The organism is Ochrobactrum sp. BTU2 (assembly GCF_024539785.1).
GTDB lineage: Bacteria > Pseudomonadota > Alphaproteobacteria > Rhizobiales > Rhizobiaceae > Brucella > Brucella anthropi.
The window spans coordinates 1-18,358 of sequence record NZ_JAHWRG010000032.1 but is presented as its reverse complement, the minus strand read 5'-3'; the positions used below and the strand labels follow the sequence as shown (position 1 = coordinate 18,358).

Genomic DNA, 18,358 nt, shown 5'->3' with positions numbered 1-18,358 from the left:
AGTGGAGATAAGGAAATGAAAAAGCAGATCAAAGACTTGACCCGCCGTGCTCTGCATAATGCCGACGCGGCATATTATGTCTTATCCCGAACTCGGGATAACACATATTCGCGGGGCGTGATGTCCACGCGGACGTCGTTCCATTCCTCGGTCGGGATCTCGGCAAGCCGCCGTTCCATCAGCGCTTCACCGGTCGAGACGATCTGGATCACGGCGGCATGGCCGTGCTCGAGGTCGCGCTCGAGCGAGCGGATCAGGGTCGGCGTCTTCATCGACGTCAGCAGATGGCCGAAGAAGCGCTGCTTGGCCGACTCGAAGGCCGAGCGGGCGGCCGACTTGGCCTGCCTGTTCAGCGTGCCGTCGCTGCCGGTGATGTTGGCGGCCTGCATCGCTGCGTCGAGATGGTTATGGATGATGGCGAACGCCCCGGCATAGGCGTCGTAGATGCGGCGCTGCTCGTCGGTGAGCTGATGCTCGACCAGTTCGTATTCCACGCCGTCGTAAGAGAGCGAGCGGGCGGTGTAGAGGCCGAGCGAGCGCAGATCGCGAGCCAGGACCTCCATGGCCGCGACGCCGCCGTCCTCGATGGCCTCCACAAATTCGGCGCGTGTGGCGAAGGGGAAATCCTCGCCACCCCAGAGGCCGAGCCGCTGGGCATAGGCGAGATTGTGGACGGTGGTGGCGCCGGTCGCCGAGACATAGACGACGCGCGCATCCGGCAGGGCGTGCTGAAGCCGGAGGCCAGCGCGCCCCTGTTGCGAGGCGGCAACGTCGCCTCGTTCTCCCCTGCCGCCGCCGGCGTTCTGCATCGCATGGCTTTCGTCGAAAATGATCACTCCATCGAAATCGGAGCCCAACCATTCAACGATCTGCCGGACGCGCGAAACCCTCTCGCCACGGTCGTCGGAGCGTAGCGTGGCATAGGTTGTAAATAGGACGCCTTCCGAGAGCGTGATAGGCCCGCCCTGCGGGAAGCGCGAGAGCGGCGTCACCAGAAGGCGCTCCATGCCGAGAGCCGACCAATCGCGCTGCGCGTCTTCGATCAACTTGTCGGATTTACTGATCCATACAGCCTTGCGGCGGCCGCGCAGCCAGTTGTCAAGGATGACGCCAGCCGATTGGCGTCCCTTCCCCGCGCCGGTCCCGTCGCCGAGCATGAAGCCGCGGCGGAAGCGGACGGCACGCTTGGCGTCGGCGGGCGCGGCCTGGATGACATCGAAGGTCTCGTCCACTGTCCACGATCCAGCGAGATATTCGCCATGCGCCTCGCCGGCATAGATGACGGTCTCCAACTGCGCGTCGGACAGGAGGCCGAGAATGTTCGCGGGCAGCGTCGGCCGATAGGCCGGCTTCGGCGGCGCAATGCTCGCCATCGCTGCCGACTGCACCAGCTTGGTCGGATGGGCCGTCGAGCCGGGAATACGGATCGACTGCAATCCGTATTCCTCGTAAATGGCGTCCGTCAGATGCGCGCCTTCGGCCGCAGTCCAGTCCACGGTCTCATAGGCCAGCTCGATGCCTTCTGGATCGGCGGCCACAGCAGCAGCCGGACGCGACGAAGCCGAGCGCGCGAGATAGCCGCGCACGGATCGTGGCGTTGCCGCCGAGCGTGATGCTGTGGTTTCCGGCAGCGTGACCGGCAACCGCGGCGGCACCTGAGCCTCGATCCAGCCCAGCAGCGTGGCGACATCGGGCGCGATCCCCGGCGCAGCCGGGAAGACGGCCGGATCGTCGGCGGGCAGCTTATCGATGACGGTGAGCCGCGTCGGAAAAGTCGTGCCATGTTTGCGATAGACCGAGCCGGCGACGGCGGAGGTGAAGACGATGCGGCCACGCTCCTGCAACCGCGTGAAGGCGTCACGCCAGTCGGCAAGATCCGGGCCGACATTGGCGCCGGTGATCGTCACCAGCCGCCCACCCGGCGCGAGGCGGTTCAGCGCCGAGGCGATATGGCGAAAGCCTGCGTCGGCGACACGGCCTGAGACGTTCGCGAGCGCCGAGAACGGCGGATTCATCAGCACCACGGACGGTACGGCTTTCGGTGCGAGATGATCGTCGATCTGGGCCGCATCGACGCGCGTGACGGTGTTGGCTGGAAACAGCGAGGCGAGCAGATCGGCGCGGATTCCAGCCAACTCATTGAGGAGAAGCGTGCCGCCGCTGATTTCGGCCAGAATGGCGAGGAGGCCCGTGCCGGCCGAAGGCTCCAGTACGCGATCGTCCGGCGTGATCGCCGCCGCCGTCAGGGCCGCAAGCCCCAAAGGCACAGGCGTCGAGAACTGCTGGAGCGCCTGAGATTCTTCCGAGCGGCGTGTATGGGTCGGCAGAAGCGCGGCTATTTTAATGAGCGCTGAAAGACGCAAAGCCGGCTGTCCTGCTTTACGGAACAGCGTCTTTCCGTATTTGCGCAGGAACAGGACGGTCGCTATCTCGCCGGCCTCGTAAGCCTCCTTCCAGTCCCAGACACCCGACGCATCGGAGGCGCCGAACGTCGTTTCCATGGCGACACGCAGCATGCCGGTGTCGACTGGTTGGCCGCGTTCGAGATGGGGAAGCAGCAGATTGGCCGCGGCGAGTATAGCGGCAGACGGAGCGGCCGGTTCGCGATCGAGCGGAAGCGGTGCGGCAGAAGCATCGGCCGCGGGCAACATGATGTACATGGAGTAGTCCTCGTGAGAGCGGGAACAGGACAAGCCCCGTCAGCGCTCTCTCTCGACCGCCGGGACTCGCCCCGTCCCACGGCCCTCTTCCTTTCCAACAACCGCCGTTACATGCAGATCTGCACATTGCGCCGTTCCCCCGCGTCGTGAACATGTGCGGCTACCGTCTCCGTCAAATCCGGGACGGCGACGTGAACGACAAGCGACACGAGAGAACATATGGAAGAACAGTTTTTCGACACATCAGACGGCAGAATAGCCTTTTACGATAATCGCGCCGATGGGCTTGCGCTTGTGATGTTGCACGCCAACTCTATTTGCAAAGAGAGCTTTGCGCTCCAGATCACCGCCTTCGGGAACACGTACCGAACCATTGCCATCGACCTGCCCGGTCACGGAGGCTCATCCGACGCGACAGACCCACGCCGAAGCTACAGCATGACCGGCTATGCGAACGCCGTTTCCGAATTGTTGGCCGGGATCGGCGTCACACGATACGCGCTGCTCGGCCATTCGCTCGGTGGCCATATCACTCTGGAACTGCTCGCGCGTGTCGAAAAGTCGATTGCCGGCGCGATCATTTTCGGTACGCCGCCGATCGAGAACAGCATCGAGGGACTGATCGCCGGCTTCGTGCCCAGCCCGGACATGGCCTATACCGGCAGCCTCGTCATCACCGAAGAACAGGTCGGGATGATCGCCAGGATGGCGCTCGGGAAACAGGACGAGGGCAATGAAACATTCCTCGCCGCTATCTGGCGCACCGACGGTCGGGCGCGGCAATATATGATGGAAGACGCACAGGCCGGCAAAACCAGCGACCAGCGTAAGGTGGCCGAAACGACGGCAATACCCCTGCTGATCATCAACGGCGCCGACGATCCGGTCGTCAATCTGGACTATGTCGACAGCCTCTCTTACCGGAACGTCTGGACGGGCAAGCCAATCCGGCTCGCCGGGACAGGGCATGCCGTCCATCGCGAGGAGGCGCAGGCGTTCAACAGACTGCTGGCCGAATTCCTCGAAACGATCACCTGATCAGACCGGCGCATCCTCGCTTGCGTAAAAACGCCTGCATCGCTTCCGAGATCGGCGGCTCGATGTCGAAGACACCGAACCTCTGACGAAAGCGATCCCACTGGCGCCCCAACAGACCCCGGCGCCGCGCATCGGGGCACATCCATATCCAGTCGAGCCGCCAGGGGTGGTCGCCGCGTCCAGCCGGCTGGGGGCGAAACGCGCAGGCTCCGACAATCCGATCCGCGTCGTCGGAAAACAGGAATCCGACCGCTTCGCCATCGTGATCGGGATCGATCTCCCATTGCACGAAGTCGTAGCCGAGCTCGCGCTTGAACTCCAACGCCCGATCATAGACCGCCTTGCGTTTCCATTTCGGAGACGACGCATCCACCCAGGAAGCGTCGAGATCGCGGGACAACGCATCGGCGAATTGCCGGTTCGGCTTCGGATCGATGATGGCAAAACGCTTGCGGTGGAACGACCGGTGCGCCTGTTCGTCGGTTCGCAGGCCCTTGACGTAGAGCATTCCGCAATCGGGGCAGGTCACGGATTGTGTTTCCGGCCGCTTGCGATATTTCGGGGCGACGATCTTCAGCCACAGTGGCTCACCATCGTCATCAATTACATACTCCAGTCGGTAACCCGATCCGGTCTTGTGTCGCATCGTGCGCATTCCCCGCCATGGCCGGTGAGGCGCCGAGAGGGTTACAGGCGGCATGCGATGACGGTTCTGCTCATAGAAGAGAACCGAGATCTCGTCCTCGTTCAGATGGGAAACCGGCGGAATTGCCCCCATGAGCCGAGCGCACAAGATCGTCAGGTCGCTCCGGAAACCCAGCCGTTCGATGAAGATGCAAAAGGCGGCGGTATCGATCGCGGAAAGCATGGAGTGACCGAAACCGTCATCGAGACGATGTTTCGGGCGCGAGAAGACAGCGCGGAACGGCAGGTCCAGCGCGGCGGCGAATTTTTCGATATCAATGACCGCAGGCGGATCCAATCTGCGGTCGAGCATAAGCAGCAAATCTTCGATATCGGCTGTCGATGCCCATCCAGTCTCAGTAATCCTTGTAGCCAACGAAGCCGGAAAAGGGCGATCGGACGGTTCCGGTCTTTGCAACGCATCCCATATCGCCCGGATCGTTTGTCCTTCGATTTCCATGCGCCCTCCCAATGCAACGACGAATATTGTTTCGCCGGATATTCAAACTACTATTCCGAAGGAAATAAGAAGGAGAAAATCATAAATCGGAACTGTCCGCCATTGGTTGAGATATCATCCCTGTACAGGATGATTCTTGGTGCAGATATGGCCCGTCTTGTCGATGACGCTATGGTGACGGGAGTGCATGGGTTATGGAGGCCGAAAAATGGTAACAGTCATCTGGGCGCCGCCCGACATGCCGGACGAACGTCACATCGTTGTGCGCGTTCACAGGGACGGCGTTCCCGGGACGAGTGACAAAGGTTATTTTCACATCAGCGACGAAAAGGACTGGGGAGGCTCCGGTCCCTTCGACATGCTTCTGAACGAGGTGATAGAGCGGGCGAAGGAGCAGGCCGTCGACCGGGGCCTGTCACATGTCGTCGTCGTGCGTCGTGACTGATCGCCGTAACACCGAACCCGGGGGATCGGCGTGCCCGCAATCAGCACCGACCTGTTCAAGAAGAGCTATACGACGTCGCCGAAGGAGCTAAGCCCGGCCGTACGGGCGTTCTGCGCCGGTATCAATGCCGACGCCAAGCCGTCCTACATCGCAGTCCAGCCCGATAATGAGGCGCAACCGTCAGAATGCTTCAACAATGTCGCGGCCAAGGTGGACCGTGACGGCGGATCGCTCGTCTACGGCTGGCTGATCTGGGAATGGCCGCGCGTGTTCATCGAGGCGGAACATCATGCGGTTTGGGAGAAGGACGGGGCGTTGCTCGACATCACCCCGCCGATAAACGGTGAGACTAGAATCCTGTTTCTCCCGGACCGTGCCCGCACATACGATTTCGTTGGGCAAAAGCGGCTGATCAACATCAAGAAGAGCCTCGGCCAGTTTGCCAGCGTTCCGGATTGGATACGGGCTGCCGACACGTTGCAGCGAACCATCGAACGGCATTCCGTGGGAAACCAGTCCACCATGGACCGCACCTATCTCGCAGCACTCGGACGAGACGTCCAGCAAAGCCTTGGCGCCGTCTTCGTCGATCTCGCTCGCAACACTGGACCAAATGACCGCTGCTTTTGCCAGAGCGGCAAGAAATTCAAGAAATGCTGTTCGCCATTGATACAGCTCCATCCTTGAATTGTGGGTCGGAATTTTGAACGCAAAATAAGAAAAGGCGCTCCGCCGGACAGCGGAACGCCATTTCTGAAGAGCAGCGCAATTGCGGGGCCGATCATACCGGCCCCGCATCACGATTATTCGGCGGCGATCATCGCACCATGATTGCCGTCAGTGTCGGCCTCACCCTCGTCGTCGCCCGCGAGGAAATCAGGAAGCGCTTCGTCGACGCCGCCTCCATCGGCCAATGCGCCCATCGGAGCGTCCCCAACCGCAGCCTCGTCGAGATCGGTCAGGCGCAGCGGCTCGGGCAACCAGCCGCTTTCGGTGAGCAAACGCTCGGCTTCCCGCGCCATGTCGCCCTTCTTCAGATGGGCGATCAGGTCTGCCGCCCGGTCGCCGGAGCCTTCGCGGACGGCGGCGAGGATGCGAGGCTTGGTGACACGGCCGAGATAGTTCTCGACCGTGGGGCGGAAGCCAGCGTTCACCATGTCGAGACCAGTGGCGCGCGCCAGCCGATGAGACTCGGCCATGCGGCGATCGAGGGCTGCCTGCGAGATGCCGGAGGCGCTCATCGGGTTCGGGCGCTCATAAAGCGCGTTGATCCCGTAGGCGACGCAATGGGCGAGCAGCGCCTGGCGGCTGGCGTCGTCGAGTGCAGCGAGCCAATCCCAAAGCGCGTTATCGTCGGCCGGAATATCCGCTTTCCATCCCTCATGCCGCTGGTTGACGGACTTCGCATATGGAGCATCGGCGAGATCCTTGCCCTGTTCACGGAAGAAGACATGACTGACCGAGGCTTGAATGCTCGCTCCACTGGTGGAGGTTCGATGGAACGTGTCGCGCACCAACTTGTGCAACAGGGCCGTGAGCGCGACATGCGGATTGGCACCGACCGCATCGCGGAGCGCTAGCGAGCGATGTGCAGTCAGTTCGATCACTAGCCGTTCGGGCAGCGGCTTGATGACGTCTTGCTCGTCTTCATCCTCCGGCTCGGCCGGCTGGCCGCCGATAGTGATGACGGCGCGCTGGATGGCGCGATCGGCCGCTATTGCCGCGGCCGGAGTGTCGTGATCGATATTGCTCTCTTCAACATCATCGGCAAGCGGAGCTTCGTCCTCGGGGCGGACATAACCGCGATCTAAGAACAGATCGCCATCACGATCGATGCTGACGAAGACGCCGGCGCGGGCGATTTCCGCCGGATCGTAGATCACCGGACGGTGCTCGAAGGCGTCGAGCGCCTGCTCGATCTCGCCAAGGCGCTCATCGATCTCGTCCGGCAGTTCGTCGGCTTCCCCATATTCGGCCTCGAGACGATCATATTCGTCCCGAAGCGCCTCACGGGCGGCACGCTCTTCGTCAGATAGATCGGCAGCCGTACCGACAATCGCCCGCAAGCCGTCATTGTACCCATAGGGGAAGTTGACGGCGAACTCGACCCACTTCCAGCCTTCGCCGGCAATTTCCTCGGCGACGGTCTTCAGCTTTTCGCCGACCAGGCGATCGAGCAGGATCGGATCTTGCAGCCATCCGCCGTTATCGCTCTCGAACAGGTCTCGCAGGACGTAGCCGCCCGCCGCCTCGTAGGCGTCGATGCCGACAAACACGGCGCGCTTGTCGGCCGCGCGTACCGCCGTCTCGGTCAGCATATGGCGAATCTGCCAGGGCTCCTTCTGCCATCCGTCCTTGATGGACGCCCAGACCTGTTCCTGGCGAGCATGGTCCTCGGAGACGGTGAAGGCCATGAGCTGCTTCAGCTCGATGCCGTCTTCGGCGTAGATGTCGAGCAGCATCGGCGAAACGGATGCCAGGCGCAGGCGCTGCTTGACGACGTTGACGTCGATGAGGAAGGCGGCGGCGATGTCTTCCTCGGTCATGCCCTTGTCGCGCATGGTCTGGAAGGCGCGATACTGGTCGAGCGGATGGGGCGGCACGCGCTCGTCATTCTCGGCGAACGAAATCTCCTCCATCAGGATGTTGCTGGCGGCATCGCCGACGACGCAGGGGACCGCCGCGGTGTTTGCGAGGCGCTTCTGTTTCACCAGGATTGCGAGGGCCTGATAGCGGCGTCCTCCGGCAGGCACTTCGAACATACCGATTTCCTGACCGTCCGCATCGAGGACAGGCCGGACGTGAAGGCTCTGGATCAGGCCGCGACGCGCGATCGAAGTCGCCAGGTCCTCGATCGAAACGCCGGCCTTGATGCGGCGGACGTTCGACTGGCTCAAGACGAGCTTGTTGAAAGGAATGTCGCGCGAGGACGACAGGGTGATTTTCTGAACAGCAGTAGCCATCGGGGTGGTCTCCGCGACGGGCGCCGAGAGCCTTTCTCCCGACCCAATACCCGTCACGAAGCGAAGCGCCGCCCTCTCACTCTAGGAGGGCAGCGCCACGAAACCGGCGAAACGGAAAGGCACAAATGTGCAAAGCCGGAAATACGGAAATCCGCATTCCCGGCTTGAAGGATATCAGGCTGCCCGGTCGAGCAGCTTCTTGGCCTTAGCCTCCATGTCGAGGCGCGCATCCTGATGCGGCTTGTCGCGCGCAACGGCGGTGATGCCGGCCACGAAGTCGAAGATAGACTCGGGCGGCCTGCCCTCTTCGGCGAGCACCGTGTCGATGATCTTGCCGGTCTCGGCCTTGGAGAAGCCTCGCTTGCGCAGGAAGTCGGTGCGGTCCTCGTCGCTCTTCGCCACGATCCGCTCGCGGGCCGCCTTGATGCCGTTGATGAAAGGCACCGGTGAGGAATTGGCGAAGTTCAGCAGCGCGGGAGCCGCCTCGTGCGCGAAACGGGACGCGGCATATTTGGAGTGTCGGATGGTGATTTCCTCGAAATCCTCGACGCCCCACAGATTGCGATTTTGGCAGACCGCCCGGAGATAGAAACTGGCCATGCCGAGCGTTTTGGCTCCAACTTCCGAATTCCAGACATAGAAGCCCCGGAAGTAGAGGTCGGGCGAACCGTCCGGCAGACGCCCGGCTTCGATGGGGTTGAGATCGTCCACGAGGAAGAGGAAGACGTCCCGATCGGAAGCGTAGAGCGTGGTCGTATCCTTGGTGATGTCAACACGCGGATTGTAGATGCCGGTCGACCAGTCGAGCACGCCCGGCACCTTCCAACGGGTATCCCCGGTGCCGTTGCCGGCGATCCGCTGCACGGCCTCGACCAGCTCATAGTCGTAGATGCGTCCGTAGTCAGGGCCGGTAACGGCGCGTAGTTCGACACGGCCGTCGTCGGTTTCGAGCGTCTTGATCTGCTCGGCGCGGTTGGACGTCAGACCGTATTGCAGGTTGATGCCAGCAAGCGCCGCAGGGAGTTGGCGCAGATAGGCGGCGGGAGCGCCGACCTGGCTGGCGAGCTGACCGAAGCTCCAGTGCGTCGGCGCGACCGGCGTGTCTGAGCCCGGCAAGATCAGAGAGAGGTGTTCAGCGTCTGTACGACTCGCCTCTACATGAATGAGTGCGCTTTCCACTACGCGCGTCCGGCTACGCTCGGCGCGGCCGCGCACGGAATCCATCAGTTCATTGAGCGAGAGATATCGCTCATCCGCAGGACGCGAGAACCATTCCGAGGATACCCGGCCGATGCGCTCGCCACGGCTGACATCCACCTTGTAGCCACCACTCGCGTCACGGCGGCCATCGAGAACCTGCATATTCATGGAACCAATCTCCATGACGGGCGCCGGAGACCTCTTCTCCAGCCCTCAACCCGTCATGGAAACCCGATCCACACTCTCACTATTAGGGGGCGTTGCGGGGTCTCCCCGCAGAAGGGGGTGCGCCGGCGACCTTGGCGCCGGCCAGGGGGAAGGCTTTCCCCATCCGCTTGCGGCCAAGCTGATGCTCGCCCCGTGTGTGCGGCTCGCGAGAGCGAAAGAGAGAGCAGGCATTCGCCGTAGCTGTCGCTGCCATTTCTTCTTTCTAAACAGGGACGTTAAGTCGCTATACTGTGAATACATTGCATTTCAGTATTTATCGGCCCAGCAGAAGAAATTATCATAAACGATATTGCTGGAGGCGCGTTTTTAATGGGGCTGGGGACTATGACAAAAACGACAAACGAAACGCACAGGAAGACATCCAAGAAACCCTACAATGAACGATCCGATCTCGAGAAGCTGCAATCGCAGTGGAACAAGCTGTCTGGCCTTCATTTGAGGGATGAGCCTTCGGCAGCGATTGTGCGTTGCGCAACCGCTGCCGAGATCGCTGCGAACTACGCCATCCGAACCGAATGGGCTCGCCAAACCGAATTCGACGCAACGATCATCGACCAGTTCCTGCGGTGGGCGAACGGCCTCCACGGCAAGGTCACCCGCCTGTTCGTGCCCATCTATTTCGCTCACCCCGCGAAGAGTCAAATCGGGAAGACACTCATCAAGTCCGCCGAGAACATCAATGCCGTCCGAAACGCAGTCGTGCATCAAGGCACGTTCAGCAATGCAAAGGAGGCCGAGGCTGCGATTGCTGAAGCGAAGACGTTCATTAACCTGATCGTCGGCCTTTCGATTCCTGACTTCGACATTACCGCTAAGGCGAGTAGCAATTAGGACCAGCGCTTGGGGGGACGGATGAACGTTGTGAGTGCAACTGCCGAATTGTGGGATGTCGACGTCACGATCGGCCTGACGACCCATACAAAGCACAGACATGTTCCCAGCCCGGTATCACCCCATTTCGAAGCGCCTCAGGCCGCGTCGACCCTGACGTTCTCTCCCGTCGCGCTGGCGGCGGCCGTCGCCAGAACGGCGACGACACGTCAGGCGCGAGCGCAACTGCTGGCCGGCCTTCAGAAGAGCGCACTCGCTCAACTGGAATGCCTGATCTCGAACACGTCGATGTTCAAACTCACGGATGACTTTGCGGACCTGGCTGATACCGAACGGACCCTGTTCACCGCACGGTGCGGAGCCGGGATAACCGATCTCTATATGAACGCCTTGGGATATGTCTGGCGCGCGAATGCGGCCTGCCTGTCCAGCGCGCTCGATCCCCACGCCGACTTTCTTTACGATGGCGGGAACGTCGATGGCCACGGTGTCGTGCTGGCTGAAGCCCACGGTTCATTCGCTGCCAACGCCACGGCAAAGACTGTCGCCGCGCAAGCAAAGCGTAAATATGCAAGGCAGGTGAAACCCTATGTGAATGTGGAGTCGCCCTTCGGCCACATCATCCACGGCTATTGCGTGGCCTTTGGCTCGAAGCCGGGTACGTCTGGCGCCTTCCTGAGCGTAGCCGAAACGCGGATTACGAAACCAAGGAAAAAGGCTCCGCCGCCCGCGAGCGAGCCGCCTGTTGCCCGCGGCGTGACGACGCAAATGGCGCTGGCGACACACCGGTCGAACTTCCTGCTGATGGGTATAAGCCCTGTCGTCAATTGGATCGACTGGATCAATACGGCTGGCGAGTTTCCCGTGGAATCCGGACCAGTCACCTTCGTCCGATTTCCCTATGCCGGCCGCTGGTATCTTGGCAACGCTTTCTCGATCTGGCCGGCTCTACGTCCCTATTGGTGGCACGATGAGCTCTGGGACGATCCGAATTGGCGACGGCTTGCCATTCGAGACACTATCGTTCGCGGTTTGCTGGGCGAGTCGGTTGGTTGGTTCGTCATGGAGGAGACGGCCTGCAGGGCGTTCCTCGATAGCCTCACCGGAATCATCCGAGCCGGTAGTGAAGATCGTCCCGAACGACTTGGCCTGCCCAGCTTTGATCCCGCTGGTTTCAGTATTAGCGAGGACAGCCGGGGGCGGCGTGCCGACGGCTCTGACTATAATTACGCGCTGTTCCGCGACGGCCTGGCCTTGGTGGGCGATCCTTTTCGCCCGCGAAAATTCGAGACGAGGCGATGGTCGCCGAAGGAGGGATTCGACAGCTAGCGGCGATGCGCCAGAGGACCGGGGAGCGCGTCGCATAGGCCTCAAATACCGAAGCAGTTGGCTTTTTCTATGCTCCCCAGGCGTCGATGATTGTGCCCAGAGGAAATGGGGTCTTTTCCTTCGACCATTCGTGGTACGGCGCTGCTGTCTGGCTGTATGGGCCGGGCTCCGGACGATCGAACTGGACCCGCGTCGGTATATGGAATGCGCTTCCAAAAACAATCGCCTCGCCTGACGACAATATCGTCACCTGGTCGAGCAGACGCCGCGCCTGCATCGGGATGATCCGGCGGAAATGGTCGATGTCGTCCGGGTTTTGCAGACGGTGGCTGATGAAATTGGCGCACTGGCTGATGATTGTCTGGCTGATCTCGCTCGGGCGTTGGCTGGCGATGATGAGCGACAGTCCGAACTTGCGCCCTTCCTTTGCGATTCGCTCATAGGTCAGCCGGGCCAGACGATGACCGCGATCCTCGTCCGTACGAGCTGGTCGGGCGTAATTGTGCGCCTCTTCCAGCACGAGTACCCATGGGTGCTTGTAGCGTGACGCCGCGGGCAAGCGTTCCCGCGCTTCCAGCAGCACGCGCCCGATGACGGCGCAGGCATAGGGAAGCACTTCGTTGCTCAGCATCGAAAGGTCGAGCACGGACACCTTCGGACCTGTGGCGGCGCCCAAACCAAAGCGAGAGAACCAGGCGGATAGATTAGTGATGGCGGTGTCAGCGTCTTCGTAGTTCAGGAATGCGCGCCACCGCTTGTCGTCGAGGCGCGTCTTCAACCGCAGCTTCAGCGTCGTCAAATGGGCGTCCACCCTGAAGGTATCTTCCTTCGAGACGGCGCGATTGATCAGAGACGGATCTGTCAGCGTCGCACGCGCGATCGGGATCGGCGAATCTGCGGTGCGCGCGCCTGCCTCCGCCGTATCGCTACCGCCGACAATCTTGATCCGGATAGCGTCCTTGAGTTTCTCGGCTTCGGCCGCGATCGCAGCCTGATTGCCCATTACGTCCTGGTTGTACTGATCGACACTGCGATGAGTCTTGAAAAGGGCTTCGAAGGCCGCGGTGTCGATGTCGGCATCCGCGAGGTGGCCCACAATGGCGTCGCAGTAAGAACCTGCGAACTTCCTTTTCACTTTCGTCAGTTCGCTGAGAAGCTGATCGAGCGCGCTCATTGCATTTTGCAGCGAACCGAGGCTGGCGGCAGCCGTAGCGTTGCCGCCCTTCGCGATCGCCCACCAGTCCTTCAGCACGGGTTCCTGCGTCTGCTCCGATGCGCTTAGCCATGCGCAGATCTCTTCCGCGTTCAGGAACCAGAGCGGGAGGCTGAACTCCTTGCCATTGAGATAGATGCGATCCGGTAGGCGTGTCTCAGCCACAGTGGCGGGAAAGGCTTTGGCGTATTCACCATTGATGTCGAGAATGAAGACGTGCGGCTCCTGGGCAGCACCATCCAGCGCCTTCATTGCCTTCTGGATAAGGCTCGACACTGAGAAGGATTTCCCTGAGCCCGTGTTTCCGACGATCGCCAACGGCCTGGAGAACAGGTCATTGTAGGACGCCCGCACGACGTTGCGCGCCTGGCCGGTCGGAAAACCGATTTTGAGGTCGTAGTCGAAATCTTTGGCATCGTAGCCTTCCGGCCTGTTGCGACGGGGTGGGATCTCGAATATCGCGCGCAGGATGTCGGGCGATCCGATTTCTGCCGGCGTGTCCAGCGTCGGCAGAACGGATATGCCTGGACTGAAAGATGGCTCATCATCGGCGTGCTCGATGGTGCCCAACAACTGCACACTGGCAATCCGGCGTGGCTTCATGAGTTCCAGACTGAGATCATCTCCGCTGGAAGGGTCGAAGCTTTCCCGCGCCTCGAGATCGGTGATGATGCCGATGACGGTTTCGCCCGCACCAAGCGAGAAGGTAAGATAGGCATTGATGGCGATCGCTGCCTGAACTCCATCGAGGGTCGCCCGCAGCGCCGATCGGGTCTCGGGCAGCAATTCCACCTTCACCCGGAAGCCCTGAACTGAAACGATATGGCCGATGAGACGTGGATTATCCATCCTACACCACCGGATCAGGTTCGGTCGCCGTCGTGGAGGAGGCAATCTGCTTCTCGAACCGCCGCAGGCGCAAGAAGTCGTCCAGCCATTGCACGTCGGGCATTACCGAGCGGGCGAAATCGTCAAAGGTGGCGTGCCTGAACTTGGCGACAGCAAAGGCGGCGTCGGTTGGAGTCAGCACGAAAGCGCGTTTGCCGAGGTCCTTGTAGCGGCGCACCCGCTCGATGACGGGGCTCGCTGGATTAGGCTCAACTACGAGCATCACCAATGACGGATTCATGAGCGCATTTTCAATAATGCGACTGACGTGATCGTCACCGAAGCCGTAGCCAAGAACGAGCAGGAAGGTCTGCGGAATACCGAGACGAACCTGAAAGGAGCGGAAGAGATGCGCGTAGGGCATCGTCAGGGTCTGCGCGAACTTGTTGGCGGTTGGCAGAATTCCAACCGATGGCGTACCACCCGCCAAGTCGACGAGGGCGCCGCCCTTTTCGTCCGGCTTGAGGCTCGCATAGGTTTTGAAGGGAGCGAGATCAGGATGCCGCGCACGCATCTCGCCGTCCTGCTCAAACCAGTGAATGGAGCCATGCAGCTTGTAGAAGTGCAGGAACTTGTCGAAGCGTCTTACGCGACCTTCGGCAACCTCGCCCGGATAATAGATATCGAGCCCGTAAACCGAGGGATCGAAGCGGGCAGCGGCACGGCCGGTGAATCCATCGAAGTACTGGATACCGAGAAGTTCGAGGGCCTGCTCGAAGAGGGTATCGTAGTTCAACGTGAAAAGGTGGGTTCGGCCGAGGTTGCTGTCGCGCGCCACGAGCTTGGAGAGAAACGCTAGCTGCGGAGCGATCTGACTTGCGGACTTCGCCTTGGCCGTATCAGGCAAGGACAGCGCACACTCGGCGAAAATCGACATACGCAGACGATCGACGAACCACTTGAGATCGTCCAGGCTCGGTGCTGGTGTGCCCGGCCATGAGACGCCGGAGAACGGCGCGTCCTTTGACTGTCCAACCACAAGTGCATTAGCGACAAAGGACAGCCAGGCCTCGAACCCCAACGTCGGCTCGTCCAGAAGATCGGCCAGCGAAACGGCATCCTGCCGCGCCTTGATGATAGGACCAATAGAGGCCGGCACATCGGATAGAGCCTCAATGGTCGCAAAGACGGCAGTTTCGAGGTTCGCCATCGTCTTGCCGCCCGCCGAAACCGACGTGCCGGACCCCGTCAGAACGACGAGGTTTTCCATCCGCAACCATTCGGAGATCAGAGCCTGGAGACGAACGCGCCCCTGCTTCTGGTCGAGCCCAAGCAGAAGATCGCCGGCGTTGCCGTCTTCCGTCAAACCAATGAGCTGATACTCGATAGGTACAGGCGGCGCAGCCGTCATTGTTCTATTCCCCCCCCCTCCAAGCCGCGGCGCAGCGGATTTATGATCTGGAGCCCCACGAAGTCTTTTTCGTTGTCCGTCACCACAACACAGTCATTTGCGCCTGCGACGGCCGCAATGATCATATCGAGACCGCTGCGAGGGCGCCCAGCCATCTTGCCCTCCGCCATGAGCCGCGCCCAGAGCAGACCGGCTTTATCGTCGAAGGACAGGATACGATCCGCAAACAGTGCCTGCGGCCCCTCTGAGCCCGCGAACCAAGCGTCGAGGCTGTCACGCTTCTTGCCTCGCGGCTTTTCCAGAATGCCACGCCGGATTTCGGCGATCGTCAGCGAGGCAATAAACAGGTTCTCGTCGCGCTGCTCGCCCATCCAGTCCAGCAGCGACTCCGACGGCTTTGGCTTTACGATATTGCTGATGATGTTGGTGTCGAGAAGATAACGCGTCACAGATCGACCTTGCGCCCCTCTTCACGGGGACGGGAAAGGTCGAGTTCGGCGCCGACAAGCGGCGATCGCCGCAGAGCGGTTAGGATATTTCCGGGCTTAGGCGGCTTGCCGCCGACGGCTGTCTTGACAGCCGCACGGACGTCTTCCGCTTCTGGACCTTCTTCAGCGAGACGACGCGCAAGGGTGCGGATGAGTTCGCGGTCGGATTCAAGCGCCATGATCTCGAAACGCGTGAGCCCTCGCTGCGTCAGGCGTGTTCGATAATTCTGCGTAGCTCTTTTCTGTGCGGCATTGCCCATGGCTATCCTCCATGCTATGTCTGGATATATAGTCCAGATTTGTGGCGCAGACAAGCGAGGACAGGGTGGCAGAACTGGTTTTAGAAAATCTCGGCAGACCGGAGCAAGGTCAGTATTTTCCGTCTTCCATAACGCACTTCGCTACGCCAGATTTCGCTTGCACCGACGACTCTGCGCCGAATGTCGCCGAATATTCGCCCGTGATTGCAGTTGCTTATACTTCCGTTCGCGCCAATCTTAAAGCCGATCTACTTGCAATCGGCTTCGAATGGCTCAGCGATGAATTCTGGCAACCGCCCAAAGCAAAGGAGTGCGCTTCGGCTCAACGAGCCGGAATTGACGCTCTTGCGCCGTGGCGACGGTCCGGACCCGCGTCTGGTCGAGTTGGTTCGTCTGCTCGCCCGTCGTGCCGCGCGGGAAGCGTTCGAGGAGCAGACGCGGGAACGCGGGACAACCCGCTCCTGATACGACAGGAGAGTGCGTTTTGAAGGTCGCGATCTACGCCCGCTATTCATCCGACAATCAGCGCGACGCTTCTATCGCCGACCAGCTTCGCATCTGCCGTCTCCATGCCGAGAAGCAAGGGTGGCAGGTGGTCGAGGAATACACCGACCACGCAATCTCCGGCGCCTCTCTCCTCCGTCCCGGTATCCAGGCACTAATCTCTGACGCGACCCGTGGCCGTTTCCGCTACGTGCTGGCCGAGGCCATGGACCGCCTCTCACGCGATCAGGAGGATATCGCCGGCCTCTTCAAACGCATGGCGTATTCGGATGTGAAGATCGTCACTCTTTCGGAGGGCGAGGTCACCCATCTGCATGTCGGCCTCAAAGGCACGATGAACGCCCTGTTCCTGAAGGACCTGGCCGATAAGACCCGCCGGGGACAGCGTGGCAGGGTCGAGTTAGGCAAGTCGGGTGGCGGAAACGCGTATGGTTATGATGTGGTAAAGAAGTTCGACGGAAACGGTGAGCCGGTCCGCGGTGACCGGACCATCAATGAGTTTCAGGCTGATGTCATCCGCCGGATCTTCCGCGACTATGCCGCCGGAAAATCCGCCAAGCGGATCGCCTTCGAACTGAACAAGGATGCTATATCCGCGCCGGGCGGCGGCGATTGGGGCTTCAGTACAATCAATGGCAATCCAAAAAGGGGCAACGGCATTCTCAACAATGAGATGTATGTCGGCAAACTGATCTGGAACCGCCAACGGTTCATCAAGGACCCAGACACGGGTAAACGCCAGGCGCGGATGAACCCCGAGGCGGAGTGGATCACCCAGGACGTGCCGGAGTTGCGTGTTCTCGACGAGGATCTCTGGCAGGCCGTGAAGGAGCGCCAGAAGACCGTCAAGCAAAACCGGAACGACGATAACGAGACCGAGAACCATTTCCGCGAGCGCCGGCGTCCCAAATACCTCTTCTCGAGCCTGACCAAATGCGGTTGCTGTGGCGGTGGCTACTCGATGATCTCAGCCGATCTGGTCGGCTGCTCAACGGCACGCAACAAGGGCACCTGCGACAATCGCAAGAACATTAGGCGCGATCAGCTTGAGGCACGCGTTCTCAACGCGCTGCGGCATCACCTTATGGAACCCGCGCTGTTCAAGGAATTCTGTGACGAGTTCACCCACGAGATGAATCGGCTGCGCATGGAAGGGCGGGCGTCGATCGATCAAGCCGAGGCTGAGGTCACACGGATCGACCGCGAACTGGACAAGCTGATGAAGCTCATCATGGCTTCCAGTGACGACGACGCGCCCACCCGCATGATGAAGCAAATGAAGGATCTTGAGGCTCGCCAGAAAGAGCTGAAAGCGTTCCTGCAAGAGGCGGAGGAGCCACCGCCCCTCCTGCATCCGAACATGGCTCACCACTACCACGTTCAGGTCGACGAGCTATACGCGGCGCTTCAGGAGGATTGTGAGGCCAAGCGGATGACTGCCGCCGACCTCATCCGCTCCCTCGTCCGAGAGATCATCCTGACTCCGGAAGACGATGAACTGAAGATCGACGTGCGCGGCGAACTGGCTGGCATTCTTGCGATTTCGCTCAAAGGCAAAAGGCCCGCCGCAGGGGCGGGCCGATCGCAAGTTGAGATGGTTGCGGGGACCGGCATTGGCCAGAACTTGGCCGGTTCCCAAGCTGAGATGGTTGCGGGAGGGCGCAACCATCAGAACTTGCGGACGCAAAAAAGCCGCCCGGTCAGGGCGGCTGATGTGCGCGATTTGGTATCGCAATTTGAGATGGTTGCGGGGGCAGGATTTGAACCTGCGGCCTTCAGGTTATGAGCCTGACGAGCTACCGGGCTGCTCCACCCC

At 60.8% G+C, this 18,358-nt stretch carries 14 protein-coding genes and 1 pseudogene; 7 read left to right on the top strand and 8 right to left on the bottom strand.

The window, feature by feature from the left end; all coding sequences use genetic code 11:
• Positions 1-98: 98 nt before the first annotated feature.
• Positions 99-2,660, bottom strand: a pseudogene (locus tag KWJ32_RS26620) (strawberry notch-like NTP hydrolase domain-containing protein); the annotation flags it as partial.
• Positions 2,661-2,879: 219 nt separating this feature from the next.
• On the opposite strand from KWJ32_RS26620, the gene KWJ32_RS26615 reads away from it, so the two are divergent.
• Positions 2,880-3,698 (top strand): alpha/beta hydrolase, encoded by an 819-nt coding sequence (locus tag KWJ32_RS26615; protein WP_097143006.1) that lies wholly within the window; start codon positions 2,880-2,882, stop codon positions 3,696-3,698.
• Here the strand turns inward: KWJ32_RS26615 and KWJ32_RS26610 are convergent.
• The gene (locus KWJ32_RS26610) at positions 3,691-4,842 is read right to left on the bottom strand and encodes a C2H2-type zinc finger protein (RefSeq protein WP_097143007.1); all 1,152 of its coding nucleotides are present in this window, start codon (positions 4,840-4,842) and stop codon (positions 3,691-3,693) included. The two genes, KWJ32_RS26615 and KWJ32_RS26610, sit on opposite strands and share 8 nt — an antisense overlap.
• A 208-nt stretch (positions 4,843-5,050) precedes the next feature.
• Between KWJ32_RS26610 and KWJ32_RS26605 the strand changes: the two genes are divergently transcribed.
• Both KWJ32_RS26605 and KWJ32_RS28330 read left to right on the top strand, forming a co-directional pair.
• The gene (locus tag KWJ32_RS26605; RefSeq protein ID WP_097143008.1) at positions 5,051-5,287 is read left to right on the top strand and encodes a hypothetical protein; all 237 of its coding nucleotides are present in this window, start codon (positions 5,051-5,053) and stop codon (positions 5,285-5,287) included.
• A gap of 30 nt (positions 5,288-5,317) precedes the next feature.
• Complete coding sequence (locus KWJ32_RS28330) at positions 5,318-5,974, top strand: SEC-C domain-containing protein (protein WP_097143009.1); 657 nt, start codon at positions 5,318-5,320, stop codon at positions 5,972-5,974.
• A gap of 116 nt (positions 5,975-6,090) precedes the next feature.
• On the opposite strand, the gene KWJ32_RS26595 is transcribed toward KWJ32_RS28330, so the two are convergent.
• Together KWJ32_RS26595 and KWJ32_RS26590 are read right to left on the bottom strand one after the other, a co-directional pair.
• Positions 6,091-8,250 (bottom strand): ParB/RepB/Spo0J family partition protein, encoded by a 2,160-nt coding sequence (locus tag KWJ32_RS26595; RefSeq protein WP_097143010.1) that lies wholly within the window; start codon positions 8,248-8,250, stop codon positions 6,091-6,093.
• Between the two features lie 174 nt (positions 8,251-8,424).
• The gene (locus KWJ32_RS26590; RefSeq protein ID WP_097143021.1) at positions 8,425-9,618 is read right to left on the bottom strand and encodes a DUF932 domain-containing protein; all 1,194 of its coding nucleotides are present in this window, start codon (positions 9,616-9,618) and stop codon (positions 8,425-8,427) included.
• A 384-nt stretch (positions 9,619-10,002) separates the two neighbouring features.
• On the opposite strand from KWJ32_RS26590, the gene KWJ32_RS26585 reads away from it, so the two are divergent.
• Both KWJ32_RS26585 and KWJ32_RS26580 read left to right on the top strand, forming a co-directional pair.
• Positions 10,003-10,509 carry a hypothetical protein gene (locus tag KWJ32_RS26585; RefSeq protein ID WP_097143011.1) on the top strand — a complete coding sequence of 169 codons (507 nt, stop codon included), beginning with the start codon at positions 10,003-10,005 and terminating at the stop codon, positions 10,507-10,509.
• A gap of 21 nt (positions 10,510-10,530) precedes the next feature.
• Entirely contained in the window at positions 10,531-11,838 is a 1,308-nt protein-coding gene (locus KWJ32_RS26580) for a hypothetical protein (RefSeq protein WP_097143012.1), read from the top strand.
• Positions 11,839-11,905: 67 nt separating this feature from the next.
• On the opposite strand, the gene KWJ32_RS26575 is transcribed toward KWJ32_RS26580, so the two are convergent.
• The 4 genes from KWJ32_RS26575 to KWJ32_RS26560 are packed head-to-tail and all read right to left on the bottom strand — an operon-like array spanning position 11,906 to position 16,038.
• The gene (locus KWJ32_RS26575; RefSeq protein ID WP_097143013.1) at positions 11,906-13,900 is read right to left on the bottom strand and encodes a DUF87 domain-containing protein; all 1,995 of its coding nucleotides are present in this window, start codon (positions 13,898-13,900) and stop codon (positions 11,906-11,908) included.
• A 1-nt stretch (position 13,901) separates the two neighbouring features.
• Positions 13,902-15,290, bottom strand: a complete 1,389-nt coding sequence (locus KWJ32_RS26570) for an SIR2 family protein (protein WP_097143014.1) — start codon at positions 15,288-15,290, stop codon at positions 13,902-13,904.
• Entirely contained in the window at positions 15,287-15,739 is a 453-nt protein-coding gene (locus KWJ32_RS26565; RefSeq protein ID WP_097143015.1) for a PIN domain-containing protein, read from the bottom strand. The genes KWJ32_RS26570 and KWJ32_RS26565 overlap by 4 nt, the downstream gene beginning before the upstream one ends.
• Positions 15,736-16,038 carry a hypothetical protein gene (locus KWJ32_RS26560; protein ID WP_097143016.1) on the bottom strand — a complete coding sequence of 101 codons (303 nt, stop codon included), beginning with the start codon at positions 16,036-16,038 and terminating at the stop codon, positions 15,736-15,738. Before KWJ32_RS26560 ends, KWJ32_RS26565 begins: the two co-directional genes overlap by 4 nt.
• A gap of 279 nt (positions 16,039-16,317) precedes the next feature.
• Here KWJ32_RS26560 and KWJ32_RS26555 point away from each other — a divergent pair, with 279 nt between their 5' ends.
• Together KWJ32_RS26555 and KWJ32_RS26550 are read left to right on the top strand one after the other, a co-directional pair.
• Entirely contained in the window at positions 16,318-16,503 is a 186-nt protein-coding gene (locus tag KWJ32_RS26555; protein ID WP_097143017.1) for a hypothetical protein, read from the top strand.
• Positions 16,504-16,522: 19 nt separating this feature from the next.
• Positions 16,523-18,328 carry a recombinase family protein gene (locus KWJ32_RS26550; protein WP_097143022.1) on the top strand — a complete coding sequence of 602 codons (1,806 nt, stop codon included), beginning with the start codon at positions 16,523-16,525 and terminating at the stop codon, positions 18,326-18,328.
• Positions 18,329-18,358: the final 30 nt, after the last annotated feature.